The 25683-nt window shown below is 51.0% G+C and carries 23 protein-coding genes; 10 read left to right on the top strand and 13 right to left on the bottom strand.

Features of this window, described 5'->3' with window-relative positions; all coding sequences use genetic code 11:
• Window positions 1-37 precede the first annotated feature (37 nt).
• Both IPM52_08820 and IPM52_08815 read right to left on the bottom strand, forming a co-directional pair.
• Window positions 38-2503, bottom strand: coding sequence for a polysaccharide biosynthesis tyrosine autokinase (locus IPM52_08820; GenBank protein MBK9291712.1), 2466 nt, complete (start codon window positions 2501-2503; stop codon window positions 38-40).
• 8 nt (window positions 2504-2511) lie between these two features.
• On the bottom strand, window positions 2512-3294 hold the full coding sequence (locus IPM52_08815) for a polysaccharide biosynthesis/export family protein (GenBank protein ID MBK9291711.1): 783 nt from the start codon (window positions 3292-3294) through the stop codon (window positions 2512-2514).
• A 179-nt stretch (window positions 3295-3473) separates the two neighbouring features.
• Between IPM52_08815 and IPM52_08810 the strand changes: the two genes are divergently transcribed.
• Window positions 3474-3950 carry a hypothetical protein gene (locus IPM52_08810; GenBank protein ID MBK9291710.1) on the top strand — a complete coding sequence of 159 codons (477 nt, stop codon included), beginning with the start codon at window positions 3474-3476 and terminating at the stop codon, window positions 3948-3950.
• A gap of 13 nt (window positions 3951-3963) precedes the next feature.
• Here IPM52_08810 and IPM52_08805 read toward each other — a convergent pair whose 3' ends face one another.
• Window positions 3964-4905: a hydrogen peroxide-inducible genes activator gene (locus tag IPM52_08805; GenBank protein MBK9291709.1), complete on the bottom strand. Its 942-nt coding sequence runs from the start codon at window positions 4903-4905 to the stop codon at window positions 3964-3966.
• 151 nt (window positions 4906-5056) lie between these two features.
• Between IPM52_08805 and IPM52_08800 the strand changes: the two genes are divergently transcribed.
• Both IPM52_08800 and IPM52_08795 read left to right on the top strand, forming a co-directional pair.
• Window positions 5057-5683, top strand: coding sequence for a peroxiredoxin (locus IPM52_08800; GenBank protein ID MBK9291708.1), 627 nt, complete (start codon window positions 5057-5059; stop codon window positions 5681-5683).
• Between the two features lie 82 nt (window positions 5684-5765).
• Window positions 5766-6239: a DNA starvation/stationary phase protection protein gene (locus IPM52_08795; protein ID MBK9291707.1), complete on the top strand. Its 474-nt coding sequence runs from the start codon at window positions 5766-5768 to the stop codon at window positions 6237-6239.
• 44 nt (window positions 6240-6283) lie between these two features.
• Here the strand turns inward: IPM52_08795 and IPM52_08790 are convergent, their stop codons facing one another.
• The 6 genes from IPM52_08790 to IPM52_08765 all read right to left on the bottom strand — a co-directional run bounded on the left by IPM52_08790 (window position 6284) and on the right by IPM52_08765 (window position 12253).
• Window positions 6284-7318 (bottom strand): hypothetical protein, encoded by a 1035-nt coding sequence (locus tag IPM52_08790; GenBank protein ID MBK9291706.1) that lies wholly within the window; start codon window positions 7316-7318, stop codon window positions 6284-6286.
• A complete protein-coding gene (locus tag IPM52_08785) occupies window positions 7315-8082 on the bottom strand; it encodes a T9SS type A sorting domain-containing protein (protein ID MBK9291705.1) in 768 nt (255 codons plus the stop codon). The genes IPM52_08790 and IPM52_08785 overlap by 4 nt, the downstream gene beginning before the upstream one ends.
• Before the next feature lie 97 nt (window positions 8083-8179).
• On the bottom strand, window positions 8180-8830 hold the full coding sequence (gene elbB, locus IPM52_08780) for an isoprenoid biosynthesis glyoxalase ElbB (protein MBK9291704.1): 651 nt from the start codon (window positions 8828-8830) through the stop codon (window positions 8180-8182).
• Between the two features lie 24 nt (window positions 8831-8854).
• Window positions 8855-10090 (bottom strand): 3-ketoacyl-CoA thiolase, encoded by a 1236-nt coding sequence (locus tag IPM52_08775; protein MBK9291703.1) that lies wholly within the window; start codon window positions 10088-10090, stop codon window positions 8855-8857.
• Between the two features lie 9 nt (window positions 10091-10099).
• On the bottom strand, window positions 10100-11443 hold the full coding sequence (locus tag IPM52_08770; GenBank protein MBK9291702.1) for a 3-hydroxyacyl-CoA dehydrogenase family protein: 1344 nt from the start codon (window positions 11441-11443) through the stop codon (window positions 10100-10102).
• 30 nt (window positions 11444-11473) lie between these two features.
• Window positions 11474-12253: an enoyl-CoA hydratase/isomerase family protein gene (locus IPM52_08765; GenBank protein ID MBK9291701.1), complete on the bottom strand. Its 780-nt coding sequence runs from the start codon at window positions 12251-12253 to the stop codon at window positions 11474-11476.
• A 156-nt stretch (window positions 12254-12409) separates the two neighbouring features.
• Here IPM52_08765 and IPM52_08760 point away from each other — a divergent pair, with 156 nt between their 5' ends.
• From IPM52_08760 to IPM52_08750, 3 genes are all read left to right on the top strand, one after another.
• Window positions 12410-12910, top strand: coding sequence for a hypothetical protein (locus IPM52_08760; protein MBK9291700.1), 501 nt, complete (start codon window positions 12410-12412; stop codon window positions 12908-12910).
• A gap of 102 nt (window positions 12911-13012) precedes the next feature.
• Window positions 13013-15193, top strand: a complete 2181-nt coding sequence (locus tag IPM52_08755; protein ID MBK9291699.1) for a TonB-dependent receptor — start codon at window positions 13013-13015, stop codon at window positions 15191-15193.
• Window positions 15194-15218: 25 nt separating this feature from the next.
• The gene (locus IPM52_08750) at window positions 15219-15584 is read left to right on the top strand and encodes a cation transporter (GenBank protein MBK9291698.1); all 366 of its coding nucleotides are present in this window, start codon (window positions 15219-15221) and stop codon (window positions 15582-15584) included.
• 24 nt (window positions 15585-15608) lie between these two features.
• Here IPM52_08750 and IPM52_08745 read toward each other — a convergent pair whose 3' ends face one another.
• Genes IPM52_08745 through IPM52_08730 form a run of 4 tightly spaced genes read right to left on the bottom strand, consistent with a single transcriptional unit; the run spans window position 15609 to window position 21102 of the window.
• On the bottom strand, window positions 15609-16757 hold the full coding sequence (locus IPM52_08745; GenBank protein MBK9291697.1) for an acyl-CoA dehydrogenase family protein: 1149 nt from the start codon (window positions 16755-16757) through the stop codon (window positions 15609-15611).
• Window positions 16758-16769: 12 nt separating this feature from the next.
• Window positions 16770-18761, bottom strand: a complete 1992-nt coding sequence (locus IPM52_08740) for an acetyl-CoA carboxylase biotin carboxylase subunit (GenBank protein MBK9291696.1) — start codon at window positions 18759-18761, stop codon at window positions 16770-16772.
• A complete protein-coding gene (locus IPM52_08735) occupies window positions 18758-19549 on the bottom strand; it encodes an enoyl-CoA hydratase/isomerase family protein (GenBank protein ID MBK9291695.1) in 792 nt (263 codons plus the stop codon). Before IPM52_08735 ends, IPM52_08740 begins: the two co-directional genes overlap by 4 nt.
• Before the next feature lie 20 nt (window positions 19550-19569).
• The gene (locus IPM52_08730) at window positions 19570-21102 is read right to left on the bottom strand and encodes a methylcrotonoyl-CoA carboxylase (protein MBK9291694.1); all 1533 of its coding nucleotides are present in this window, start codon (window positions 21100-21102) and stop codon (window positions 19570-19572) included.
• A gap of 315 nt (window positions 21103-21417) precedes the next feature.
• Here IPM52_08730 and IPM52_08725 point away from each other — a divergent pair, with 315 nt between their 5' ends.
• The 4 genes from IPM52_08725 to rodA all read left to right on the top strand — a co-directional run bounded on the left by IPM52_08725 (window position 21418) and on the right by rodA (window position 25649).
• The gene (locus IPM52_08725; protein MBK9291693.1) at window positions 21418-21762 is read left to right on the top strand and encodes a carboxypeptidase-like regulatory domain-containing protein; all 345 of its coding nucleotides are present in this window, start codon (window positions 21418-21420) and stop codon (window positions 21760-21762) included.
• 233 nt (window positions 21763-21995) lie between these two features.
• Window positions 21996-22499, top strand: a complete 504-nt coding sequence (locus tag IPM52_08720; GenBank protein MBK9291692.1) for a toxin-antitoxin system YwqK family antitoxin — start codon at window positions 21996-21998, stop codon at window positions 22497-22499.
• Between the two features lie 67 nt (window positions 22500-22566).
• Window positions 22567-24378 carry a penicillin-binding protein 2 gene (gene mrdA / locus IPM52_08715; GenBank protein ID MBK9291691.1) on the top strand — a complete coding sequence of 604 codons (1812 nt, stop codon included), beginning with the start codon at window positions 22567-22569 and terminating at the stop codon, window positions 24376-24378.
• Window positions 24379-24389: 11 nt separating this feature from the next.
• Window positions 24390-25649 (top strand): rod shape-determining protein RodA, encoded by a 1260-nt coding sequence (rodA, locus tag IPM52_08710; protein ID MBK9291690.1) that lies wholly within the window; start codon window positions 24390-24392, stop codon window positions 25647-25649.
• Window positions 25650-25683: the final 34 nt, after the last annotated feature.

Here is a 25683-nt window from a genome sequence, read left to right as displayed (position 1 = left end):
CTTCGCGGTCAAAACAGGCTGGAAGCCAGAACATTAATCAGATTTTGTTGAGCAGCCGTTTGAAGAATCCGGGTTTCTTTTCCTTGCTTTCGTCGGTATAGTAGCCATATCCATAGCCATATCCGTATCCGTACCCATAGCCATATCCGTACCCATAGCCATAACCGTAACCATATCCATAACCATACGTTCCGCCGACTTTAATGTCGTTCACCAAAAGACTCATGGGTATCTTGCGTTCTTCGATGTCCTTGATAATGGTCTCGAAAATTTGCTTGTGGGTATAACCCTGCCGGATGACGAATGTATTCACATCGGTGTATTTCATCAGAAGAAATGCGTCGGTAACCAGACCGATGGGAGGGGTGTCGATGATGACATAGTCGTAGCGCTTGCGTAGTTCGTCGAATAGTTCGGCGCAGCGTGGCGAAGCGATGAGTTCGGCAGGATTTGGCGGCACCTTACCGGCCATGATGATATCGAAGTTTTCGCTTTTGCCCGAATTTTGGATCACCTCGTCAAGGCTCGACTTTTTACTCAGATAATCGCTTATACCCAGGGTGTTGGTCAGGCCGAAGTCCTGATAGATCTTGGGTTTGCGCAGGTCGAAACCCAGGAGTATGGTTTTTTTGCCATAAAGCGCATAAATGCTGGCCAGGTTGATCGAGATGAATGTTTTACCGGCATTAACCATGTCGGCTGTGACCAGGATCACACACTTCTCGGCATTCTGGGTCAGGTAGTCAATATTGGTTCGCACCGACCTGAACGACTCGGAAATGGACGATTTCGGGGATTCGATGACCACGAGCTGGGTTTCTTTATTGCTGTGCAGCACCTGCCCGATGATGGGAAGCCTGGTGATTTTCTCGATATCGCGGCGCTCGTGGATTTTGTCGTCGAAGTAATCGCGTCCGAGCACATAAGCAATAGGGATGAGCAGCCCAATCAGCAGGGCAATGGTGTAGTTAAGGCTTTTTTTCGGAAATACCATGGAAGCCAGCTGTGGGTCGGCCTTGTCAATCACTTCATTGTCGGGCACATTGCTGGCTTTGGTGATCTGTGCATCGGCCCTTTTCTGCATCAGGAAGGTGTAAATGGCATCGTTGAGCTGGAATTTGCGCTGGTAACCAAGCAAAAGGCGCTGCGTCACTGGCAGTTTGTTAATCTGCAATTCGAGATCCGCGATGCGGCGGTTGATGTCGTTGATGGCCAGGTCGGAATTGCGGATGATGTTGTTGATGTTTTCGAGCAAGGTGCGCTTGGTGTTGGCTATCTGAGCGTCGAGACTCACAACCAGGGGGTGTTTTTCGGTGCTTGTGAGCAACTGTTCGGCTTTTTGTGACGACAGATTAACCAGCTCCTGAACCAACCTGTTAAGCAAGGGGTCTTCGATACCCATGGCACTGGGGGCAACCAGCCTGTCCAGATTGTCAATGTTTTCCTGAATGTACTTCTGCATGCTGCGGTAGTACTTGTTCTTGACAATCATTTCAGCTTTTTGCTTGTCGAGCTCTTTCAGGTAGTCATAGACTTTTTGCGACTGAAAATCGAGATTGAGCAGTTCGTTGCGTGTCTGGAATTCCTGCAGGGCAATCTCGGCAAGCTGAAGCGAATCCTGAATGTCCACCAGTTGCTGGTCGATGAACAGAATGGTGCTTTCGGCTATTTGGTTTTTGCTTTCCAGTCCCCGGCGCACGTAGGTTTCCGTCAGACGGTTCAGAAAGTCGGCAATCTTGTCTTTGTTGTTGCCGCGGAGCGAAATCTCAAGAATGCTGGCCTCCCGGTTTATTGTTTCAATTTTATAGCCTCTGAGCAGGTTCAGCAGCGAATGGTAGTCGTTGAGCACAAAGCTGTAGGTGCCTTTGCGCGCTTCGTCGAAATTGAATCGTTCGTTGAGGATGACTTTGAACCTGTTGAAGCCATTGTCCACCCATTCACCATAGGTGCCCATGCCCGACCATCGGACTTTATCATTCTTTTTACCTGTGGGCTGCCCTGTTTTGTAATCATAGAGCGTGATGTTTTCGCCCTCGGCCTCCAGCGTGAATGTGTTGGCATCCACAAAGGTAATGATATAGGTAAGGCTGACAGATTGAGGGACTTCCCGGTCGATAATGACTTCAAAGGGCGAATTTTTGTAGAGTTCCTGGTTGATGAAGCCTTCTTCCCTGAAATACGACACCTCAAAATCCAGGCTTTTGATGGTACGGCTGCCAAGGCTGTACGACATCAGGATGCCGATTTCGTTCTGCACGTTTTGCTGGGTGCCTAAGCCTAATCCCAGCAGGGCGGTGGGATCGAGTTTGCCGCCTTTCTGGTCTTTAACAAGCACCGTAGATTTTACTTCGTAAACCGGCTTGGTGTACTTGTTAAAAAGGAAGGCCAGCAAGAGGGCGATGAATACTGAGATGACAAAAAGGTGCCAGAATCGGGCAAACTTGAAGAATAGAGCCTTCAGGTCGATTGATTCCTCCTGTTGGTAGGGCTGAAAGTTTTCCACGGGGCAGATTATTTACTGAAGAAATTGATCAGAAGCAAAGCGGTAGATATGGTGGTGAAAATCAGGCTGTAAGGGAAGGTTGCAAAACCAAACTGTTTGATCTTGAGTGGTCTGACGTAGATGATGTCGTTGGGCTTGAGGTAGTAATAATCGGAAGCCAGGATGTCGGCCTTTTCGAGATTCACGGTGATGATCTCGGAACCTTTCTTGGTCTGACGTACGATCATCACTTCGCTGCGGTCGGCAAACTCAGTCAGGTCGCCCGACATGGCGATGGCTTCAAACACATTGATCTCGGTCTGATACACTTTGTATTGGCCGGGGCGCCGCACCTCTCCAAGCACGGTAAGGTTAAAGTTGACCAGTTTTACAATAATGACGGTTTCTTTGAGGTATTGGTCGAGCACCTCTTTGATGCGTTCTTTGATTTGCTCGGTGGTCAGGTTTTGAACGGTGATTTTTCCGGCTAGCGGGAAATCAATCTGACCGCGCTCATCCACCGTGTAGCTATTTAGGAACACTGTCTGGTCAGTCATGCCGGCGTTTTGCGTGCGGTCCATGGGGTTGAACAGGGCGGTCATCCGGTCGTCGAGACTCACTACCCGGATGATAAGGTTGTCGCCGGGTTGAACAAGATAGGATAGTGCCCTTTCGTTTTCGAAATGTGTTTGGGCAGCCTTGTTGGATTCTTGCTGAAGGTAAAGCATTTTGCGTTGGGGAACGCAGGAAAACATAGCCGCAGCGGCCAGAATCAGCACCGTCAGCCTGAAATTGCTTATGTGAATTTTCATTTTTGGTTGATTTCCTACGGGGTGGCGGAGTTAACGCGCAAATTTAAACCTTTTTCCATACCAGTTTTCACAAGCAGATGATAAAGTGAACCGATCAGTTGCAATATCTTATCATCGTAGCAATGAGGGTGCAGGTGAAGCGATTCGGCAGTTTTGCCGGCTTTGCTTAATTTTGCAGCATGAAAGTGTTCAATAGAACGATTGGTTTTCTTCTTCTGTTGCTATTGGGTGCCTGCACTGGCCGTATTGTTTTTGATCAGGATGTCAGGTTTGACGATCTCATCTGGAACCGTTTCAACATCATCGAGCTCGATCTACCGGTGGAAGATGCCGAAAACCTCTATGATGTTAAGGTGCGTTTTGTGCACAACGACATCTACCCTTCCGATCATATTGCCATGAATATCACATTTTACTTTCCGAATGGCGGCATGCGATCGCGCGATTATGAGTTCAGGTTGCAGGATGCCGATCTGCAGTGGCTCGGGCAGAAACAGGGTGAATTCTTTTACAATGAATTCCCTGTGAACCTCGGGATGCGCTTTCCAGAAGCAGGCGTGACCAGGGTACGGATCGAGAACAAAATGACCAAGTTCAATATGGCAGGTATTGCTTCGGTCGGGCTGGTTGTGGAACGCTCGGGCAAAAAGCAATAAAGCGGCGCTATAGTTATCTCCAGCCCACAATTTCTCCCCTTTGCTTGTCGAGCATTACTGCAGGCACCGATCTTTTTATCTCTTCGGCGAGCACCCGAAGCAGGCGTTCCTTTACGTAATGACGTGAATAGCAGAGGCTTACTTCACGCAGTGGTTTTGTGCCGCTAAATCGTTTAATGTTTTTCGATTGCCATATGGCGGCATCATTGGCCGCAAGTTCCGGGATGAGTGTATACCCCCCTTCGCGCCTGATGATGCGCATCAGGGTTTCGAGCGTGCCGCCTTCTAGCTGAAATGGCAGTTCCTGCCGGCTGCCGGGTGGAAGGGCACACAGGTTGATCACCTGATTGCGGAAGCAATGTCCGTCGCTCAGCAGCCACAAATCTGGCATGGCCATATCGGTAGGTCGGATATTGTCCTGCATGAGCAAGGGATGATCCTGGTGCGCATACACCAGCATTTCTTCATAAAACAAAGGTTCCTCCACAATGCCTTTGTCGCCATAAGGCGTCACGAAAATTCCTGCATCAAGCTGGTCGCTTTTGAGCCTTGCTGCTAGCTCCTCAGTCACCAACTCCTCTACAAACAGCTGAATGTTAGGGTATTGCTTCTTAAAGTTGCCGGCAAAAAGCGGTAGCAGGTATGGCCCAAGGGTTGGGATGATTCCAAGCCTCAGCTGACCACCCAGTCTGCCTTTGAATGCTTCGACCAACTCGGTAAGCCGGCCGGCCTCAGCCATTACCTTGCGTGCCTGCTCGATGAACTCCGTACCATGATCGGTAGGCACCACAGGCTGCTTCTGGCGATCGAAAATCCGGATTTGCAGATCATCCTCCAGCTTCTTGATCTGCATGCTCAGGGTGGGCTGTGTCACATTGCAGTGCTCGGCTGCCCTGGCAAAATGCCTGAACGTGTCGACAGCCAACACATATTCCAGCTGTACAAGTGTTACCATACGTGAGTTTTTTTGCAAAAATAGATTTTATTTATTAAAAGTTAACAATAATTGAATTGACATATATCAACAGATGGGGTATCTTTGTCGCATTAACAAATAATTAACATAATAAAATCTTAAAACTATGCAAGAACAACAGGTTTTCACTATGCCTCGCATTGGCGACATGGCTCCCGACTTTACCGCCATGACTACCCAGGGCATGATTCGTTTTTCGGAATTTATCAAGGACAGCTGGGTGATTCTCTTCTCGCATCCGGCCGACTTTACACCGGTATGCACCACCGAGATGACTGGTTTTGCCTTGCGCGAAGACGAATTCACCAAACTGAACACAAAGCTGATCGGACTGAGCATCGACAGCATCCACTCCCACATGGCCTGGGTGAACAATGTGCGCGAAAAGATGGGCATCCTGATGAAGTTTCCCATCATTGCCGACATCGACATGAAGGTGTCCAAACTTTATGGCATGCTTCAACCCGGCGAAAGCGAAACAGCAGCAGTGCGGGCTGTCTTTTTCATCGACCCCAACGGCAAGATCAGGCTGATCATGTATTATCCGCTCAATGTGGGTCGCAATATGGACGAGATCATGCGTGCATTGCTTGCGCTGCAGGCGGCGGATAAATATAAAGTTGCACTTCCGCTCAACTGGCAGCCCGGTGAGAAAGCCATCGTACCACCACCGAAAACCATAGATGAAATGGAAGAACGTCTCAAGTCGGACTACGAAATGGTGGACTTCTATCTGGCGAAGAAACCGATAGGTTGATAATCACAACCGAAAACCGGATGTGGAAACAAATCCGCATCCGGTTTAGCTAACTTTAGAAGCCAATCAAATCATGGAAAATATGAAGCGTTTATCACACATCGGGCTGGATGTGGAAAAATCGGCCCAGCTTGCTGCAAAGCTGAACAATCTGCTGGCAGGGTTCTCTGTATTTTATATGAATGTGCGAGGATTCCACTGGAACATACGTGGGGAGAAATTTTTCGAGCTGCACCTCAAGTTCGAAGAAATCTACAACGATCTTCAGGTGAAAATTGATGAAACTGCCGAGCGTATCCTCACGCTTGGATATACTCCTGCGCATGCTTACAGCACCTACAACGAGGTGAGCGTGATCAAGGAAGTGAAAAATGTGAGCGATGGCCGCACTGCGGTAGCCTCGCTGGTTGATTCATTTGGAAAAATCATCTTACTGGAGCGCGAGTTGCTCGAGCTTTCGGCCGATGCCGGAGACGAAGGTACCAACGCCCTGATGAGCGACTACATTCGTGAGCAGGAAAAAACTATATGGATGCTCAACGCCTGGCTTGGATAGGTTTAAAACTGCAAATACAAAAGGCCGGCATTTGTCGGCTTTTTTTATTCTCCGATTTTTTTTGCCGGGTTGATAACACCTTTTTCTTTCTTCATGTGCCTGAAAGCCAAACCAATCACCCATTGGTGTTCGGAAGCAAGCTGTGTTTTGTTCACTTTTTGGTAAATCGGGTACTCTGCCTGCAAAAGGCATGTCAGGTAATCAAGAGGTGAATAGCTTAGTTGCGGCGCGAGAAATAGTTTTTGGCTGCCTGTTGCCTCCGGGTCGTAATTGGGGAAGCTTAGCATGCGTACGTCAGGGTTGAGTTTCATGCGGCCTATCCATTCATACCGGACCTGAACCGCACCAAACAGGGTTTTTCCGAGCTTTCCACTTCCAAAAATGCCGGAACTGAAGTAGTTGCCCATTTTTTCGCCCAACGGATTCCAGCCTTTCAGGATAAAGGTGGTATTTGCGGTCAGTCGGAGGCCCTCTGCCCTGAGTGGTGCGCTCCAGAATAAGTTGAAAAGCAGGTCGTTGGCTCCTGTGCTTGCCTGCACAGCCGGCGGCATGGTGCTGTAAAAAGTTTCACCTGAGAAAGGTTCATAAAAACCAATGGAATCGTTGAAGGTACCCAAAGGGATTTTGAATCCGAGCCCAAGGGTGAGCTCATTCAGGCGATTGGCTGCCGAGGGTTTGATCAGGTTAAAACGCGGGTAAAGAATCAGATCGCCCAGGCCGCCCGAACTATACGTATCCCAATCCCGGAAACCGAGTTGTTTTTTATCTATCCAGTAGCCCAGTTCCATGCCAAGGGTGACGCGTTCCGAAAAGCCATAAGCCAGCCGGGTATAGAGGTAATCGGATGAAAACTGTTTCATAAATCCCGTGTCGGTGGCAGTGCCGGTCAGGAACTTATCCGAACGCGAGAGTTGGTAATACAGGGCCAGCTCGGTTTGCCCCTGCTTAAGCACACCACGGGAGGCATCGCCGGCCATGGGATTGCCTCCACCAACACCGCAGCACTGGGCATTGAGCTCATTGTGGTAAAAAAAAGTTGTGGCAACCAACCAAATGAAAAGCAGCTTTTTACCCGTCATTCGACAACAAATTTTGTTTGCTGGTTTTGTCCGTCATATTTCACCCTGGCCACATAAATCGCCGGCGGCAGGCCAGGCAGCTTAAAGCTTGCGCTGTGGCCATGTATTCGTGCTAACTGCCCGCGATACACCATCCGGCCTTGCAACGAAACGATCTCCAGCACGATATCCGAATCCATAGCGGGAAGTCCGGTAATCTCAATAGAATGATTAACAGCCTGATAACTAATTCTTATGCCCATGACAGGCTGAGGTGGGTCAAGAGCGGTAACAACAGAAATGGCTTGCTGGATGGCTGACTGAAGCGCCACATGATCCACGGCGTCGTTGGCATTGTAGAATACCGTTTTATCCGGCCCGCCCACCACTACCACCTTGGGCATACCGTTCGAACCATAGTCGAGCATACGGATGGCCGGGTTCGAGAAACGCCGGGTATTGGTCAAGCCGTTGCTGTTGGCCCAAAGATCAATAGATGAACAGGAGGTGTTGGCATAATCGTCGGCCAATATCATTTGCACCATGCCCGGATGTGAGTTCTGAAAACTTTGCACCACATTGTATGTAGTTTTGAGTGGCAAAACACACGAACCGCAGGGCATGGTCCAGGTGAGTACCACCACTTTGCCGGCATTCAGCTCATCGAACAAAGTGTATTGCAAGCCGGCGCAATCTTTGACACTGAAATTTGTTGCAGTGGTCTGTGCCGGCAGAAATTTGGTGAACATCAAACCCGTCAGGAGGATTACCAGGTGTTTGTTCATGGGTTTTTGTTATTTGTAAACCTGCCAAAATTAGACGGTTTGAAAACATAAAAGCCAGGAGAGGAATCCTGGCTGTTAATTTTTAACAACTTGTTTACTAAAATTCCAGGATGGATTTTACCAGATTTTGCGCTCCCTGCCAGATATCGGCTATGCTGGCATCGAGCATGTAGCATGGGGTAGTGAAGACCTTGTTTTCTTTGTCAACCACCACTTCCCCGTGGCTGGTGGCCACATGCTCGGCACCTATGGCCTGAATGGCTGCAACCGTACCTTCGTCCTGTCCGATGGTAACTTTCACATTTTGAAGCACTTTGGCAACGAAAACCGGGGAGATACACATGGCTCCGATAGGCTTGCCAAGCTGATGCATGGTTTTGATGGCCGCTTCCACTTCGGGATTGACGCGGGCATTCGGGCCGTCGAAGGCGACGGTAGAAAGATTTTTTGCCGCTCCAAATCCGCCGGGGAAAAGCAATACGTCAAACTCATCAGCCTTGAATTCGCTCAAAGGTTTGATGTTGCCTCTTGCAATTCGGGCTGCTTCCACCAGCACATTGCGCTGTTCGGGCATTTCTTCACCGCTCAGGTGGTTGATCACGTGATGTTGCGGAATGTCGGGTGCAAAGCACTGATAGTCGCACCCCTGTGTTTTGATAGCCAGCAGGGCAAGGGTTGCTTCGTGAATTTCAGCACCGTCGTAAACGCCGCAGCCGGCAAGCACTACTGCAAACTTTTTCATGGGCATTTGATATTTATTCTGGTTTGTGACTCAAACAGGTCTGCAAACCAAAGATACAACAGTTACGTCGTCACCGCCCATATTGATGGTCATTCCGTAGGATTTTTCGGGCGAAAGTTTCAGTTGGGCCTGGCCTGCCTTGCCGCTGAGTTGCTGCCAGATGGTTACGGCCTGGTGCACGCCAGTGGCGCCGGTGGGATGTCCCCAGCCAATCAAACCTCCGGTGGTATTCATCGGAATCTGGCCGGTGCGTGAAGTGTGCCCATCGGCCACAAATGCCGCACCCTGACCTGCTTTGGCAAAACCGAGGGCTTCTACAGCCAAAATACCGGCAATGCTGAAACAGTCGTGGGTTTCGATGGTGCCGAGTTGTCCGGTGCCAATACCCGCTTTTTGCAGCGCCAGGGCTGCCGTGCGACCAATGGTGGAAAGCACAGCCGGATCCTCCGGATCGTTGGTGATGTTGCGGGTCAGTTGGGCAAAAGCCACAAGTTCCACAGCATCTTCGCGGGCAATGCCCAGTCGCTTCAAACCTTCTTCCGATGCGATGATGATCCCCGAAGCCCCGTCGCTCACCTTGGAGCAGTCGAGCACGTTCAGATGGTCAACAAAGTTTTTCCCGTTGGGTTTCATGCTGTCGTAAACTGCACCGAGGTCTGGTGTGGTGTTGTGATATTCCTGCGCTGTGGGGTCGAGGCGGGCATTTTCGATGGCATTCACATACCACTGACGCATGCCTGCCCGGGCATAATCGAAGCCATAGCGTGTGTAATAAACTCCGGCTCTGTCGGAAAACTGTCCCGGGAAAAAATACGCGTGCCCTTGTTTGCGTTTCTGAAACCATCCGGCACCGGCCAGAATATCGGCTCCGTAAATGGCTTTGACGGTATTCTGGACTTCTACACCTATGGCAAGCACGGCTTCGGCAGTTTCGGCCAGCACCGATCGGATGCCGGCCATCAGGGCCAGACCTCCCGACGCGCAGGCGCCTTCCACGCTGTGCGATGGCTTGAATTCCAGGCAGGGATGAATGGTGGCCGCAAAACCACCTAAATGTGCCTGCCTGTTGAACCGCGCCGACATAAAGTTGCCGATCACTGTTTCGTCAATAGCCTCCGGATCAGATAGTTGTGCAATAACTGCCTGTCCGGCTTCCCTGATGTAATACTCCAGGCCGGGACGATCTTTCTTTGGATTAAACTCCTTTCGGCCGGTACCCATCGAAATGGTATTGGCTCCGGCGGCCAGATATATTTTTCGCCTCATTGTTTTTGTCTATTGGTTAAAGTATTCATTCACAGGTCCGTACGCATGGAAGAATCCGGTGAGCATCACTGTGTTGACATCGTCGGTGTTGAGGGCAACACCGTCGGAAACGAGCTTGCGACCAGTGGCGTCCGAATTTCTTCCATAACTCACTGCAAGCCGTGCACCTCTGGCCCCCAAGGCTTTGAGCGCATCGAACCATTTCCTGAAATGGGCTTCCTTGTCGGCCAGCCGGATGGCATTTTTCCACGGAACAAAACCTTCGGGCATCGGACCTATCCATTCGGCTGCGGCTTCGGCAAAGTTTTCGACGGGCACATATGTCTGCGCATCCGGATCGAACACAGCCGCGATGGCGCCTTTGTCGTACTTCAGGAATCCGTCTTTTTGCGAGCCGTTCGAATATTGTCCTCCTTTCACCCCAAGCTGCAACATCCGGTCGAGCAGGTCGGAATGCAGGTCTTCGTCGGGAAGAAATGGGTTCATCACCTGCATAATAAACTGGACCACGTCAATACCCACATAATCAATGAGTTGAAAAATTCCCATCGGTCGCACCAGGTAGTCCTGACTAATTTTGTTGACAATATAAATTGCCTGGGGCAGTGGCATTTCGTTGGCCAGTTGCAAGGCACTGTTGATGCCAAACAGGGCATCGCGCATGAAATGACCATTGCCGATGAAGCCGGCAAAGTCGTTGCTGGGCACGACCACTTTGCGGAGTGCTTTGGCAAAATCGAGGGCAAATTGTTTCACTTCGGGCAGGGTGTGGCCGGTAGTGATGAGCTCCACAAGTTTTTGCACCGCAGGAGGGTTATAGAAGTGGAACCCGAGCACCCTTCCGTCCAAACCTGCGCCTTGCTCGATCAGGTGGATAGGCACGCTGGAGGTATTGGTGAAATACCAGGGTTTGTGTGGGTTGTGCTGCTCAATCTGGCTGAGCAGCTTCACTTTGAGCGACTGGTTTTCGCTTACGGCTTCGAAGATGAGGGAGGACTGGTAAGCGGCTTCGATGGCGGTGGTCGGGCGGACGATGCGGAGCACATCGCGCACGTATTGCTCGATGATTTCGCCGTTTTCGATCAGCTCGGCACGGTCGGCATAGGCCTGACGGAGGGCAACGGTTTTCTTCTCGGCCACTTTAACTGTTTGTGCACGAATGTATTCGACCAGTCCGGCCAATGCCTCATCACTCAGGTCAATGGCATTAAGCACAAAAGTTTTGCCTTTGTTTTCGGGTTTCAGGCTCAGGTCGGCCATTTCGAGTGCGGTAAGCAACACAATGCCACTGCCCATTTTTCCGGCAGCTCCGAGCACAGCCACCTTTTGAAGGCGTTCGTCGTAGGTCATCATTGATTTATGTTGTTTTTTTGGTGTTTCGGTTTATTTCGGCCAGACGGGTTTGCGTTTTTCCAGAAAAGCCGTCATTCCTTCCCGGCCTTGCGATCCCTCGCCAAACAAAGAGCCAAAGTGCTGTGCCTCAAGCTTTGATCCGGCTACCATTCCTAGTTCCAATCCTTTGCGCGCAAGCAATTTGACTTTTTCAACCGCCTTTGGTCCTTTGGTGACAATCAAACGGGCTATGCGATCGACCTCATCCTTCAGTTGTTCGTGTGGAACAACCTTCTGCACCAGCCGCAGGCGGAGCGCTTCTGTGGCGTCAATCATCTCGCCTGTGGTGAGCAGCAGGAGGGCATCGGCCAGACCGATGAGCCTGGGCAACCTTTGTGTGCCAGCGTAACCGGGGGTGAGGCCGAGATTGACTTCGGGTTGTCCGAATTTAGCTTTGTCGGAGGCTATCCTGAAATCGCAGGCCATAGCCAGTTCCAGACCGCCTCCCAGTGCAAAACCATTGATGGCGGCAATCACGGGATATGGCTTTTGTTCCAGCATGGCAAAAACCATCTGACCCCTGCTGCCAAATGCCTCGCCTTCCGAGGGGTTCATATGTACCATTTCGGCAATGTCGGCCCCTGCCACAAAGGCCTTGCCTTCGCCTGTGATTACCATAACCCGCACTTCTTCACGGCTGCCCTCGTTGTTGAGCAGGTGTTCCATCTCGTCGAAGAATCGGGTATTCAGGGCATTGAGTGCATTGGGCCGGGAAATGGTCACGTGCAAAATGCCGGCTTCAAAAATGTGCCTGAGCACCTGATATTCCATAAAAATGAGTTTGATTGCCCAAAAATAAGCTTTTTTGCCTCCGGCGCAATCGATTACGCTGATGCATGAACAAGAGTTTTCAACCGTTTGTTTGGCTCTTGTGAGCATTGCCAGAAAGGTAGTTGTCTATATTATGTGAAATGATATTTTTGCACCATGGATATTTTTCGCCGCAACAGAACACTTATGGTTTTCGTAGCTGCCATCACTATGGCAACCTACACTGTTGTTGGCATGAGCGCACACATTTGTTATACCAGTAATGAGCGCACTTTTGGCATTTCGTTTCTAAAAGCTTCCTGTCAGCATGAAGTTGGAGAGGCTTGCTGCCAGATTGATCAGCACGAAAGCTGCGGCCCCGAAAGCAAGTGCTACGCTCCGTTGGCACCTCCGGAAGATGGTTTGACTACACTCAAGGCAGTCTGCTGCGTGGATAAGACGATACGCCTGGCACCGGATGAGGGTTTGGTTCAGCACAAGCAGCTGCAGATCAACGTCCTGCAATTTGTTTCATGGAAGCATAATGCGATAGAGCTATTCAGCAACGCGGATGTTCAAACCAAAGATGCAAGCCCACCAGGAGGGCCACCTTTGGTGGGTGTTGTGCAAAAGTTTCTTTTTTATCATCAACTTCGTCTCGACCCTGACTTAGCCTGAACCGCGCTCCCAGTGAGTGAAAGGTTTATTGTTTCTCATTAAATCAGGGTTAATATGTTTAAATTCAGAAATTTATCAATATTTATTTTATTGACGTGCGCAATGTTTCCCACCTTGGTCATTGCGCAGGAGGTTAAAGGGTATGTGCTGGAAGTATCGGCCAATGATACTCTGCCTCTGCCCGGGGTGAATGTGTATTGGGCTGGTTCGCAAACGGGTACCATAACTGATTCAAAGGGTTTTTTTAGCATTAAACCCATACCCCGTGCACAGCATCTGGTTTTTAGCTTTGTAGGTTACACTAACGATACGTTGAAGGTAAAAGCGGGTGATCGGGTCAAACATATCATGCGCAATGCGCTCGAGCTGAGCGAGGTAGAAGTTACCGGCCGGGCACAGACCCAATTTGTTTCGCGTATGAGCACCACCAACACCGTCAAAATAACCAGTGGTGAATTGCAGCGGGCAGCTTGCTGCAATCTTTCCGAGAGTTTCGAAACAAGCGCCAGTGTCAATGTCAACTACTCCGACGCCGTGACCGGGGCCAAACAGATCGAGATGCTCGGGCTGGCTGGCATCTACACCCAGATGATGAGCGAAAACGTGCCCGGCATGCGGGGTCTTGCCAGCAGTTTCGGACTGCTCTACGTTCCCGGAAGCTGGATGGAGAGCATTCAGGTATCGAAAGGTACCTCCTCGGTGCTCAACGGATTCGAGAGCATCACCGGGCAGATTAATGTGGAATACAAAAAGCCCCACGATAGCGAGCGTTTTTTCCTCAACCTGTTTCAGGACCACACGGGACGCTCCGAATTAAACACCAACTTTAAGTTTAAGGTTACCGACAGGCTCAGCACCATGATGCTCGGACACCTGAGCCACAACGGACGCAGCCACGATGGCAACCACGACGGTTTTCTGGATGAGCCTCTTTACACGCAGATTAACCTGTTCAACCGATGGGATTATCGTGCCGAACATTTTGAATTTCAGTTTGGCGTGCGTGCCATCTCAGAAACCAGAAAAGGAGGTCAGGAAGCCTTTAATCACAGCATGCCCGCCACGGTTCAACCCGGAATTTATGGCATTGGCATCAATAACGACCGTCTGGAGAGTTTCCTGAAAACCGGATTCATTTTTCACCGGCCCTCCACAAGCCTTGGCATACAGCAGCAGCTCACCTGGCACCGCCTGCATGCCGACTTTGGTCCACGCTTCTACCATGCCGAGGAAAAATCGTATTACCTCAATGCACTCTTCCAATCGTTCATTCGCGACACCCGCCACAACTACACCACCGGTTTTAGCCTCATGTACGATCAACTTAGCGGAAGCAGCGAAGCCGGATCAGAGAACCAACGCCATATCACACCAGGTGTTTTCTATCAATATACCTACAGCGACGGGGCGCGGCTCAATCTCATCGCAGGCATACGGGCCGACCATGAGGCTGCGCATGGAATTTTTGTAACCCCCCGACTTCACCTGCGTTACAATGCAAGCGAACATACCATCCTTCGCCTCTCGGCCGGTAAAGGCTATCGCCGCCCGAGGCTGCTGGCCGAAAACCTTTCGCTGATGGCTTCGTACAAACCTTTTGTCTTCATCGGCATGACCCCTGAGCAATCCGGTATGCTTGAACAAGCCTGGAACTTTGGCTTCAACATCAGCCAGTATGTGCACATTGCAGGCCGCGAAATGGTGATCAACCTGGATGCATACCGCACCAGCTTTGTCAACCAGCTTGTGGTGGACAGGCTCAGCGCTTCCGACAAGGTGCAGGTGTATCAGCTCGATGGCCGTTCGTTCTCGAACAGCTTTCAGCTTGAGGCTAACTACGATATTTTGCCCACCCTCAATGCCACAGCAGCTTTCCGCCTAAACGACGTTAAGGTGGAGTACCTGTCGGGACTGCAGGAAAAACCTCTGTTGAGCAAATACAAGGGACTGTTGAGTTTTTCCTATAAACCCAATGCGCGCTGGCAGTTCGACCTCACAGGATTGCTGAATGGTCCCTCGGTTTTGCCGCGCTGGGCTGTTCAACCTGATCCTGACCTTGGAAATCCCCGCTCGCCGGTATTCTTCACCGCAAACAGCCAGCTTACGCGCAATTTCCGGAAGTGGAGCTTCTATCTGGGTGGCGAAAACCTTACCAACTACAAACAGCATCATCCGATCCTCTCGTCTTCCGACCCCTTCGACCCGGCCTTTGATGCCTCAGTCATCTGGGGACCGCTCATGGGAACAAAAATCTACGCAGGTTTGAGATATACTTTGGAATAAAAAATCACATTAAAAACATAAAACAATGAAAATCAAAGTTTTGGCAATTGCCTTGGTTTGTCTTGCAGCATTGCATTTACCGCTCAGTGCCCAGCAGGCTGCTCAAAAGGAATCAAAATTTGAAACAGTAAGCATCCAGACCTCCGCGGTTTGTGGGATGTGCAAGGAGCGGCTCGAAAAAAATCTGGCTCTTGAAAGGGGGGTACGTGCTGTAAGCCTGGACAATGAAACCAAGATCATCACGATCGAGTACCGCAAAGGGCGCAACAGCAAGGAAGGTTTGAAGAAAGCCATCACAAAGATCGGCTATGATGCCGATGAGATGCCGGCCGACAAGAAGGCGCACGATCGCCTGCCTGCCTGTTGCCAGAAGGGTAATGAACCCCACTAAGCAAAAATGCTTTAAATCAATTGGTTAGCAGCCGATGTGGCGCGAGATGACCAGGCGCTGTATTTCAGATGTGCCTTCGCCAATCTGAAGCAGGCGTTGGTCGCGGTAGAAACGCTCCACCTGGTAGTCTTTCATCAGTCCATAGCCGCCATGAATCTGGATGGCTTCATCGGTCACTTCTTTGGCTATTTCGCTGCAATACAGCTTGGCCATGGCCGCCTCCATTCCAAAGGGGCGGCCCTGGTCTTTCAGCCAGCAGGCTTTGTAAAGCAGGTTGCGTGCGAGTTCAATTTTCAATGCCATATCGGCCAGCTTGAATGCAATGGCCTGAAAACGTGATATGGGCTGGCCAAACTGTTTGCGCTCTTTGGCATAGGCGAGTGCCATCTCGTAAGCACCCTGGGCTGCACCCAATCCCATGGCTGCAATGCTGAGTCGCCCGGCATCGAGGGTTGCCAGCATGATTTTCGAACCCTGGCCTATTTCGCCCAGCAGGTTTTCTTTGGGCACCCTGACGTTGTCGAAAAAAAGCTGCGATGTGTCGCTTGCCCGCCACATCATCTTATTGTGCATGGTCTGGCGGGTGAATCCCGGTGTGTCTTTTTCGACCAGGATGGTAGAGAAGATCTTTTTGCCCTGCGCATCCACACCCGAAACTGCCTGCACGGTGCATCCGATATTGATTTCCGACGAACCGTTGGTGATAAATATCTTCGATCCGTTGATCACCCAGGTGTCGCCATCAAGCACAGCGGTGGTCTTCGATCCGCGCGAGTCGCTTCCGGCTTCGGGTTCGGTAAGCCCGAAGCTCCACAGGGCTTGTCCGGTGCACAATTGCGGAAGATATTTCTGTTTTTGTACTTCGGTACCATAGTAATACAATGGTCCGATTCCCAGCGAGTTGTGGGCGGCAAGGGTTGCTGCCTGAGATCCATCAACACGTGCAAGTTCCTCAACTGCAATGATATAGGATAGCGTATCCAGCCCCTGCCCGCCATATTCCGGAGGCAGGTTCATGCCAAACAAGCCCAGCTCGCCCATGCGGCGGGTAAGCTCAACAGAAAACTGCTCTTTCTCGTCAAGTTCCTGTGCCACCGGACGTATCTCGCGCTCGGCAAAGTCGCGTACCGTTTGCCTGATCAGCTGATGTTCTTCGCTAAGATCAAAATTCATTGCACAAAGGGATTATGTTGTTTCTTCAATATCAACAAGTTGTGTTTTGGTATCAACCATATCACCAACTTTCACGAAGATTTTCTTAACAGTGGCCGGGCCTGTGGACACAATATTGTTTTCCATCTTCATGGCTTCTATAACAATCATCACGGTGCCGCGGTTCACCGTCTCACCTTCCTTCACGTTGATGCTTATCACCTTACCAGGCATGGGCGAAACGTAACCTTGCCCTCCAGATGTCTCCAGTTCAGCTCCATGATCAACCGACGGGGGCAGCATGTCAGCAAAGACAAGCTCGTGTTGCCAACCCTCGCATTGGATCAAAACGGAATTCTGCTCCTGACGAAAATAAGGACAGCGGTAGTGCCGGTCCTGTATTTCGAAGCTCACCGCATCTGCATCCAGGGCAATCTGCCCAATCCGCATCCTGTTTCCATCCAATTCAATATCAAGCGATTGCGAGTTTCGTTTAAGGAGGTAAGCTTTGTGGGTGAGGCCGTTGTGTGTCAGCCTGATTTCGGGCAGCAACCGCCAGTAGCCAATCCGATGCCAGAGGGTGTTGCCATCGGCAGGCGAAAAGAGGAAAATGCATAGGCCGGCTGCCAGGGCTGGTACAATGTCCGATTGCTGACGCGCGTCGGCCATTTTTTCAGCCAAACGGGCAAGGTTGCGGTCGGTGTAGGCGGTGCTGATACTGTTCTGCTGAAAATCATCCTCCCCAAGCATGGTCAGCAAAAATGGAATGTTTGTGCTGATGCCGGCGATGAAAAAGTTCTTCAGGCTGTGTGTGGTTTTTGCGATGGCCAGCTTGCGATCGGGTGCCCAAACTATCAGTTTGCTGATCATCGGATCGAACATGCTCGAAATGTTTGCCGGCCCTTCGATGGCGCTGTCCACACGAATACCATCTCCGGCCGGAGCTTCATAAGCCACTATCCTGCCGGGCGATGGCATGAAATTTTGCTCAGGGTCTTCGGCATAGATGCGGCATTCGATGGCATGGCCCTGCTGGCGGAGGTCGTTTTGCGTAAACCTCAGGGGCTTACCGCCGGCGATATGCAATTGCTCTTCCACCAGGTCAATACCTGTAACAAGTTCTGTTACAGGGTGTTCCACCTGAATCCGGGTATTCATCTCGAGGAAATAGAACTGCTGGTTGTTGTCGAGCAGAAATTCGATGGTGCCGGCATTGCGGTAGCCTATGGCGCGGCAAAGGGCTACTGCAGCTTCGCCCATGGCCTTGCGTGTTTGGGCATTCAGGCCGGGCGAGGGCGATTCTTCGATGATTTTCTGGTAGCGCCGCTGGATAGAGCACTCCCTTTCGAACAGGTGCACCACATGGCCATGGTGGTCTGCCAGAATTTGAATCTCCACATGCCTCGGTTCCGAAACATATTGCTCCACATACACCGTTCCGTCCCCAAAATAGGCTGCCGCTTCGCGCGATGTGGCTACCAGCACATCTTCGAGCTGGCTCTGGTTGACAACAATCCGCATACCTTTTCCGCCGCCTCCGGCTGCAGCCTTTACGAGCACCGGATACGGCAGAAGTTCGGCTTTCGAAAGCAGTTCTTCCGCAGTCCCGGTATATCCTTTGGTCACGGGCAGTCCGTTTTCGATGGCCAGCCTGCGCGCTTCTATTTTGTTGCCCATCAACCTGACCGCCTGTGCATCAGGACCGATGAACGTTATCCCTCTGGCAGCGCAGGCTTCGGGAAAGGCCGGATTTTCCGACAGGAATCCATAGCCGGGATGGATGGCATCAGCTCCACAGGTCTGAGCCAGGTCGAGAATTTTTTCCAGGTTGAGGTAGGTTTCTGCCAGCGTGCCATCGCCCAGCAGATAAGATTCGTCGGCCCGGCGCACAAACGGAGCCTCACGGTCGAGTTCGTGAAAAACAGCCACCGAAGCAATGCCCATGCGCCGGAGTGTGCGCATGATTCTGAGGGCAATCTCACCGCGGTTGGCGATCAGTACCTTACGGAATAAAATGCTGCTCATTCGATATCAATCAACCAGTTGGGGTTTCTTTTTTCCAGGAATGCCTTCAGCCCTTCCTGCCCTTCCTCCGATGCCCGCTGGCGGGCAATACGGCGGGCCGTGTCGGGCAATACTTCGGTTTCAGGTATATTCCTGCGGGCGATGTCGTTGATCAGTTGTTTACATTCGGCCAGGGCGCCGGGTGCGGCGTGCAGCAGGTTGCCGGTGTACATGTCGAGGACCTGATTTACTGTCTCGGAGGTAAATATCTGATTTACAAGCCTGAACTCTTTGGCCTCCTGTGCGTCGAACACCCTGCCGGTCAGCATGAGGTCGCGCGCGGCAGCTTCGCCACAACGTCCGATCACATAAGGAGAGATGGTAGCCGGTGTGATGCCCAGCTTGACTTCGGAAAATGCAAAACGGGTGTCAATATCGGCAAGCACAATGTCGCTGGCAGCAGCCAGACCGTTGGCACCGCCGTACACCGCACCGTGAAGCAGGGCTATCACCGGTTTCGGGCAGGTGTAGATGCGTTCGAAAAGTTTGGCAAGAACCATCGCATCGCGCTCGTTATCCTCAGCGCGGTAGCTGGCCATTTGCTGCATATAAGCCAGGTCGGCACCTGCACAAAACGACCGGCCCAGACCTCGCAGGATGATCACCCGAACGGAAGCCAACCGGCTCAGCTGATCAAAGGCCTCTGTGAGTTCTTTCATCATGACCGGATTGATGGCGTTGTGTTTGTCGGGCCGGTTGAGCCATACGGTGGAAACAGCGCCCTTTTCGTATAACTTGATGGTATGCATGTGGCGGCGGTTTGCGTAGGTTACATTCTGAAAACGCCAAATTGTGGTGGGTCAAAAGGTTTGTTCAGCGAAGTGGCAATGCCCATGGCCAGCACCTGACGGGTTTGTACCGGGTCGATGATGCCGTCGTCCCACAGCCTAGCGGTGCTGTAATAAGCCGAACCTTCCCTTTCGTATTTTTCGAGTATGGTGCGGCGCATCTGCTCCTCTTCTTCCGGAGGCATCTGCAGACCCTTTTCACGGTATTGGTCTTTTTTTACGGTGACCAGCACGTTGGCGGCCTGCTCGCCTCCCATAACTGAAATTTTGGCATTTGGCCACATAAACAGCAGCCTCGGTCCGAATGCCCGGCCTGCCATGCCGTAGTTTCCAGCTCCGAAACTTCCGCCAAAGATCACAGTAAACTTAGGCACATTGGTATTCGACACGGCGTGCACCATTTTGGCTCCGTCTTTGGCTATGCCCCCGCGTTCGAATTCACGGCCAACCATAAAGCCGGTGATGTTTTGTAAAAAAACCAGCGGAATGTTGCGCATCGAACAAAGCTCGATAAAGTGTGTGACTTTCAGCGCCGATTCGCTGAAGAGCACCCCAAAATTGGCCACAATGCCCACAGGCATGCCCATGATGTAGGCAAATCCGGTGACCACTGTGGTGGCATATTTGGCCTTAAACTCCTGAAAACGACTGCCATCCACCATGCGCATGATGATTTCGCGCGGATCGACCACCCTTCGCAAATCGATGGGAGCAATGCCATAGAGCTCTTCGGGATCGTATAGAGGGTCTTCGGGGCTGATGATGTCGATGGTCTGTTTCCGGGGTTTTTCGAGGGTCTCGAAAATATGCCGGCAAATGGCAAGGGCATGTGGTTCGTTTTCGGCCAGATGGTCGGCCACACCTGATATCGAGGTGTGTACTTCGGCTCCGCCAAGCTCTTCGGCGGTCACTTCCTCTCCGGTGGCCGCCTTGACCAGGGGCGGGCCACCCAAAAAAATGGTGCCCTGGTTGCGTACGATAATGGTTTCGTCGCTCATGGCCGGCACATAGGCGCCCCCGGCAGTGCACGAGCCCATCACGATGGCTATTTGAGGTATGCCCATGGCCGACATGCGTGCCTGATTGTAAAAAAACCTGCCAAAGTGGTCACGGTCGGGGAAAACCGTGTCCTGCTCAGGCAGAAAAGCCCCGCCTGAATCGACTATGTAAACGCACGGCAGGTTGTTCTCCATCGCAATTTCCTGGGCACGAAGGTGCTTTTTGATGGTGTACTGCATGTAGGTGCCCCCTTTGGCGGTGGCATCGTTGGCAATTATCATGGCTTCGCGCCCCTGAATCAACCCTATGCCGGTGACAATGCCTGCCGACGGAAATTCGTCCTTATACAGGCCGAAGGCCGCCAGTGGCGATAGCTCCAGAAAGGGAGTGCCCGGGTCGATCAGCATGTTGATGCGCTCGCGAACCAGCAGTTTTCCGCGCTCTTTATGACGGGCCACGGCAGACTGACTGCTGCCGGCAGCCACACGACGCATTCGCTCGTAATAGGTGGCCATCAGCTCCTGATAAGCTGCCTTGTTTTGCCTGAATTCTTCCGAACCAACGTCGAGCTTTGACCTTAAAGTGTACAAAATTCCGGTGTTTTGATTTCTGAATTTCTGAAAACGGCCAATCCGGCACGAGGGTTTAAAAGTAACTAAAAAATCAGGTTTTTTTGCACCCTTCAACACTTTATTGAAACAAACTCCACCTGGTGGCATAGTGCTTACCTGCTTAATGTTGGCTTAACAATTCGCTAAACTAATCTTAAGGCCAGGTTAACAACACACAGCTCCGATCCGGCATACTTTTGTCAAGAAAATAAAATAACCATGAAAAGTGTACTCATTACAATAGTCGCCCTGATGTTCAGTTTTGGAGGAAAACTTCTTGCTGATGCACCTTCTCATCCGCTTGCTCCGGCCAAAACAGTTACGCTGAGCGGCATTGTGACCGATAGCCGCTCGGGCGAGGCCCTGGCTGGTGCACAAGTAGAGGTGGAAGGCACAACCATGAAAACCTTCACCGATTTCGAAGGCAGGTTCAGCCTTTCCGTTGATGCAAACGATGCACTCAACCTCAAGGTCAAATACATATCCTACGAAGAGGTGCAGTTGAAAAACCTTAAACCTGCGGCAGCAAAGGATGTGTTGCAAGTGAAGCTCCAGGCCAAATAAAACATTGAAGATTTACGACAGACTCCCGGCGGACACCGCCGGGAGTTTTTTTTGCCCTTCAAGCAAAGGAGATATTTTTTTGTGTTAAGTTTTCACGACGACACGACAAAATCGCAAAAAATCAGGACTGATGTGCTAAATTTGTTAGGTTTAAAAGAAGCTGTCGGCAAAGCAGCGCGATTTGACTTTATGCTGATGTAAGGTATTGATAATTAGATTCAAAGTTAAGTGCAATGAGGAAGATCACGAATAATCACAGTCAATCCTGGCGATGGTACCATCCGGTGCTGATAACCTTCATCATGCTGTTTCATTCGGTGATGCAGTTGCCGGCACAGGAACTTGTCAGGGGTGCTGATGGGTTTTATCTTAACGGTCAACTCTATACGGGTGAATACATTACCAGGCATGCCAACGGACAAACCGAGTCGGTGCGCAATTTCGTCATGGGTCTGGAGGACGGGGTTTCGCGGTATTACAACGAAGCCGGCATGCTTATCGAACTCAGGGCCTGGAGCAATGGAAAAAAACACGGCACCTGGGTTACTTTTAACGCCGACGGTAAAAAAACCGGCGAAGCCAATTATGCCAACGACCTGAAGCATGGCAAGTGGTTCATCTGGGACGATAACGGAACCCTTCGCTATGAGATGAATTACCTGAATGGCAATAAAACCGGCAGCTGGTACATGTGGGACGAGCAGGGCAGGCTCGTCGAGGAGAAACAATACCTGTGATTCTCCGGTTGGTGCACTGACCGGGTGCCGCATTTAGCAGTAATTTTGCGGTCAGTTTGTAAGGTTTATGAGGAGCAGGCAGCTTGCTTTCCGCAGGTATCATATTCTGTTGGGCATTTTGGTGGTAGTGGTTATCTACCTTCTCAGGCTGTTTTGGCTGCAGGTTATTGACCAGTCCTACAAGTTTTCCTCACAGAACAATGTTTTACGTTTTGTGACCTTGTATCCGCCGCGCGGTACCATGCTCGACCGGAATGGCGAGCTGTTGGTTTACAACGAAACAGCCTACGATCTGATGATCGTTCCACGTCAGGCACGCATTCCCGACACCCTCGAGTTTGCACGGCTGCTGAAAATTGATGTGCAACAGCTCCGGACACGCATCGAAAAAGCAAGGAATTATTCGAGGGTAAAACCTTCGGTGCTTGTGGAGCAGATTTCGAAAGAGGATTATGGTTATATTTCTGAAAAGCTTTATCAATATCCCGGCTTTTATTTTCAGACGCGTACGTTGCGCAAATATCCCATGGCCATTGGTGCGCATATTCTGGGCGATGTGGGCGAGGTAAGTCCGGCCGAGATGGAGCGCAATCCATATTACAAGATGGGCGACTACATTGGCAAATCAGGCCTGGAGCGCTCCTACGAACAATATCTCCGTGGCCGCAAAGGAATCCGGGTGGTGATGGTTGATGTGCACAACCGCGAAAAAGGAAGCTACAAGGAAGGTCGTTTTGATACCCTGCCCGAAAACGGGCAAACCCTGCACCTTGGCCTCGACCTGCGTTTGCAGGCTTATGGCGAACAACTGATGGCCAACAAAACCGGCAGTGTGGTGGCCATTGACCCCCGCACCGGCGAAATCCTGGCATTGGTGAGCAGTCCGGGATACGACCCCAATCTGTTGGTGGGCAGGCAGCGCGGCGCAAACTTCAACCAATTGCTCAACGATCCCCGCAAGCCATTGATTAACAGAGCCATAAGCGGTACCTATCCGCCTGGTTCCACTTTTAAAATGATCAATGCTTTGGTGGCGCTTCAGGCAGGTGCCATCAACGAGCACACACAGTTTTCCTGTCAGGGCAAAAGCAGCCAGCCCATCCGGTGCACCCACGCTCACGTTACACCGCTCGCTGTGAAAGAAGCCATCGAACATTCGTGCAATCCCTTTTTCTGGAATACGTTTCGCAGCACATTGTATGCTTCCCGCTTTAAAAATCACAAAGAAGCCTACCAGTATTGGTACGACAAGATGATGGCTTTTGGTCTTGGCCATAAGTTTGATACCGATATTCCGTTTGAGCTGCCGGGCAACATTCCGTCGCGAAACTTTTTCGACAGGGTGTACAGGGGCAACTGGAATGCCATGACTGTGCGCTCTCTGAGCATCGGCCAGGGCGAAATCCTGCTTACCCCGCTTCAGATTGCCAACCTGGCAGCCATCATCGGCAACGAGGGATGGTACTATCCTCCCCATCTGGTGCGCCGGATCGGGAACGGAACGGACAGCCTGCCTGCAAGTTTTACCACAAAAATCCATACCGGGGTTGACAGAAAATATTTTCAGATCGTCAAGGAAGCCATGCTCAATGTGTTCGAAGGAGGGGGTGGAACGGCACGGCGGTACAAAATTGCTGATTTTCAGGCAGCTGGTAAAACCGGTACGGTGCAGAATCCACACGGCAAAGACCACTCGCTTTTTATGGCCTTTGCACCTTTCGATAATCCCACCATTGCCATTGCTGTGGTTGTCGAAAATGCCGGTTTTGGTGCCACCTGGGCTGCTCCCATTGCCAGCCTGATGATGGAACAGTTTCTCACAGGGGAAGTAAAACGCAAAGACCTTGAGCAGCGTATGCTCGAAGCCGTACTCAACTGATTTGTCACACCATGCGCGAGGAAAAAAATATATTCCGCAATATCGACTGGATAACCGTGGGCATCAGCCTGGCTCTGATGCTTATCGGCTGGATCAGCATCTATGCGGCAGTTTACGACGAAGCCCACCACAGCATCTTTGATTTGTCGCAACGCTACGGAAAACAATTGCTATGGATAGCTATGGCGCTTGTGCTTGCCCTGTTTGTGCTTCTGGCCGACCCCAGATTTTTCAATGCCTTTGCTTTGATTATTTATCTGGCCACCATAGCCATGCTTATTTTGGTGCTGCTTTTCGGCACTACCATCAGTGGCAGCAAAAGCTGGTTTCAAATTGGCGATTTCAGGCTGCAGCCCGCCGAATTTGCCAAATTCAGCACAGCACTTGCCCTGGCTTCTTTACTTGGCCGCATCGATGCCAGCCTCGACCAGATGCGTACCCGTGTGTTGTCGCTGACCATTATCTTCCTTCCGTCCCTGCTCATCCTGTTGCAATACGATACCGGCTCGGCCATTGTGTTCGGTGCTTTTATGATTGTGCTATACCGGGAGGGCTTTCCCGGCTGGCCCTTGCTCCTTGCCCTGGTGGCAGGGGTGCTGTTTCTGATCACACTTTATACCTCGCAAACAGCTGTGCTTCTGGGGCTTGTGGCACTTTTTATAATCTCACTCTTCTTCGTGCGGCGCGATGTTCAGAATATCCTCACCCTGCTTGGCATGCTTGCGGCAGGTGTCTTGTTTGTCCTGAGCGTTGAGTTTGTGTTTCATAATGTGCTCGAACCCCATCAGCGCACCCGCATCAACGTACTTATCGGCCTGGAAGAAGACCTGAGAGGCGCTGGGTACAACGTGCATCAGTCGAAAATAGCCATTGGATCAGGCGGATTTTTTGGTAAGGGCTTCCTTCAGGGCACCCAGACAAAGTTCAACTTCGTCCCTGAGCAAAGCACCGATTTCATTTTCTGCACTGTGGGTGAAGAATGGGGGTTTCTGGGGTCGCTTGTGCTCATCGGACTATATCTTGCCCTTTTTGTGCGCCTTATTGATCTGGCTGAACGACAACGATCGGTATTTGCCAGAGTTTATGGCTATGCTGTATTGTCGGTCATGTTTTTCCATTTTATGGTCAATATTGGCATGACCATCGGACTTATGCCTGTGATCGGAATCCCGCTTCCGTTTGTAAGTTATGGCGGATCAAGTCTTTGGGCCTTCACACTGATGCTTTTTGTCTTTATCCGCCTCGACGCCAACCGCCTCAACCTTTTGTAAACCGCCGGGCTTTTTACCACCGCACAGCAACCGG

It is taken from the genome of Bacteroidota bacterium (assembly GCA_016715945.1).
In the GTDB taxonomy this organism is placed as follows: Bacteria; Bacteroidota; Bacteroidia; order Bacteroidales; family F082; genus JALNZU01.
Note: the sequence above shows the minus strand (reverse complement) of the source record. Positions and strands in the feature narration are given on the sequence as shown.

What these genes read in the sequence shown, in the direction of transcription:
- IPM52_08815 (MBK9291711.1), bottom strand. Translation starts at nt 3,294, where the DNA reads ATGAAAATTCACATAAGCAATTTCAGGCTGACGGTGCTGATTCTGGCC.
- IPM52_08810 (MBK9291710.1), top strand. Translation starts at nt 3,474, where the DNA reads ATGAAAGTGTTCAATAGAACGATTGGTTTTCTTCTTCTGTTGCTATTG.
- IPM52_08805 (MBK9291709.1), bottom strand. Translation starts at nt 4,905, where the DNA reads ATGGTAACACTTGTACAGCTGGAATATGTGTTGGCTGTCGACACGTTC.
- IPM52_08800 (MBK9291708.1), top strand. Translation starts at nt 5,057, where the DNA reads ATGCCTCGCATTGGCGACATGGCTCCCGACTTTACCGCCATGACTACC.
- IPM52_08795 (MBK9291707.1), top strand. Translation starts at nt 5,766, where the DNA reads ATGAAGCGTTTATCACACATCGGGCTGGATGTGGAAAAATCGGCCCAG.
- IPM52_08790 (MBK9291706.1), bottom strand. Translation starts at nt 7,318, where the DNA reads ATGACGGGTAAAAAGCTGCTTTTCATTTGGTTGGTTGCCACAACTTTT.
- IPM52_08785 (MBK9291705.1), bottom strand. Translation starts at nt 8,082, where the DNA reads ATGAACAAACACCTGGTAATCCTCCTGACGGGTTTGATGTTCACCAAA.
- elbB (MBK9291704.1), bottom strand. Translation starts at nt 8,830, where the DNA reads ATGCCCATGAAAAAGTTTGCAGTAGTGCTTGCCGGCTGCGGCGTTTAC.
- IPM52_08775 (MBK9291703.1), bottom strand. Translation starts at nt 10,090, where the DNA reads ATGAGGCGAAAAATATATCTGGCCGCCGGAGCCAATACCATTTCGATG.
- IPM52_08770 (MBK9291702.1), bottom strand. Translation starts at nt 11,443, where the DNA reads ATGATGACCTACGACGAACGCCTTCAAAAGGTGGCTGTGCTCGGAGCT.
- IPM52_08765 (MBK9291701.1), bottom strand. Translation starts at nt 12,253, where the DNA reads ATGGAATATCAGGTGCTCAGGCACATTTTTGAAGCCGGCATTTTGCAC.
- IPM52_08760 (MBK9291700.1), top strand. Translation starts at nt 12,410, where the DNA reads ATGGATATTTTTCGCCGCAACAGAACACTTATGGTTTTCGTAGCTGCC.
- IPM52_08755 (MBK9291699.1), top strand. Translation starts at nt 13,013, where the DNA reads ATGTTTCCCACCTTGGTCATTGCGCAGGAGGTTAAAGGGTATGTGCTG.
- IPM52_08750 (MBK9291698.1), top strand. Translation starts at nt 15,219, where the DNA reads ATGAAAATCAAAGTTTTGGCAATTGCCTTGGTTTGTCTTGCAGCATTG.
- IPM52_08745 (MBK9291697.1), bottom strand. Translation starts at nt 16,757, where the DNA reads ATGAATTTTGATCTTAGCGAAGAACATCAGCTGATCAGGCAAACGGTA.
- IPM52_08740 (MBK9291696.1), bottom strand. Translation starts at nt 18,761, where the DNA reads ATGAGCAGCATTTTATTCCGTAAGGTACTGATCGCCAACCGCGGTGAG.
- IPM52_08735 (MBK9291695.1), bottom strand. Translation starts at nt 19,549, where the DNA reads ATGCATACCATCAAGTTATACGAAAAGGGCGCTGTTTCCACCGTATGG.
- IPM52_08730 (MBK9291694.1), bottom strand. Translation starts at nt 21,102, where the DNA reads ATGGCCACCTATTACGAGCGAATGCGTCGTGTGGCTGCCGGCAGCAGT.
- IPM52_08725 (MBK9291693.1), top strand. Translation starts at nt 21,418, where the DNA reads ATGAAAAGTGTACTCATTACAATAGTCGCCCTGATGTTCAGTTTTGGA.
- IPM52_08720 (MBK9291692.1), top strand. Translation starts at nt 21,996, where the DNA reads ATGAGGAAGATCACGAATAATCACAGTCAATCCTGGCGATGGTACCAT.
- mrdA (MBK9291691.1), top strand. Translation starts at nt 22,567, where the DNA reads ATGAGGAGCAGGCAGCTTGCTTTCCGCAGGTATCATATTCTGTTGGGC.
- rodA (MBK9291690.1), top strand. Translation starts at nt 24,390, where the DNA reads ATGCGCGAGGAAAAAAATATATTCCGCAATATCGACTGGATAACCGTG.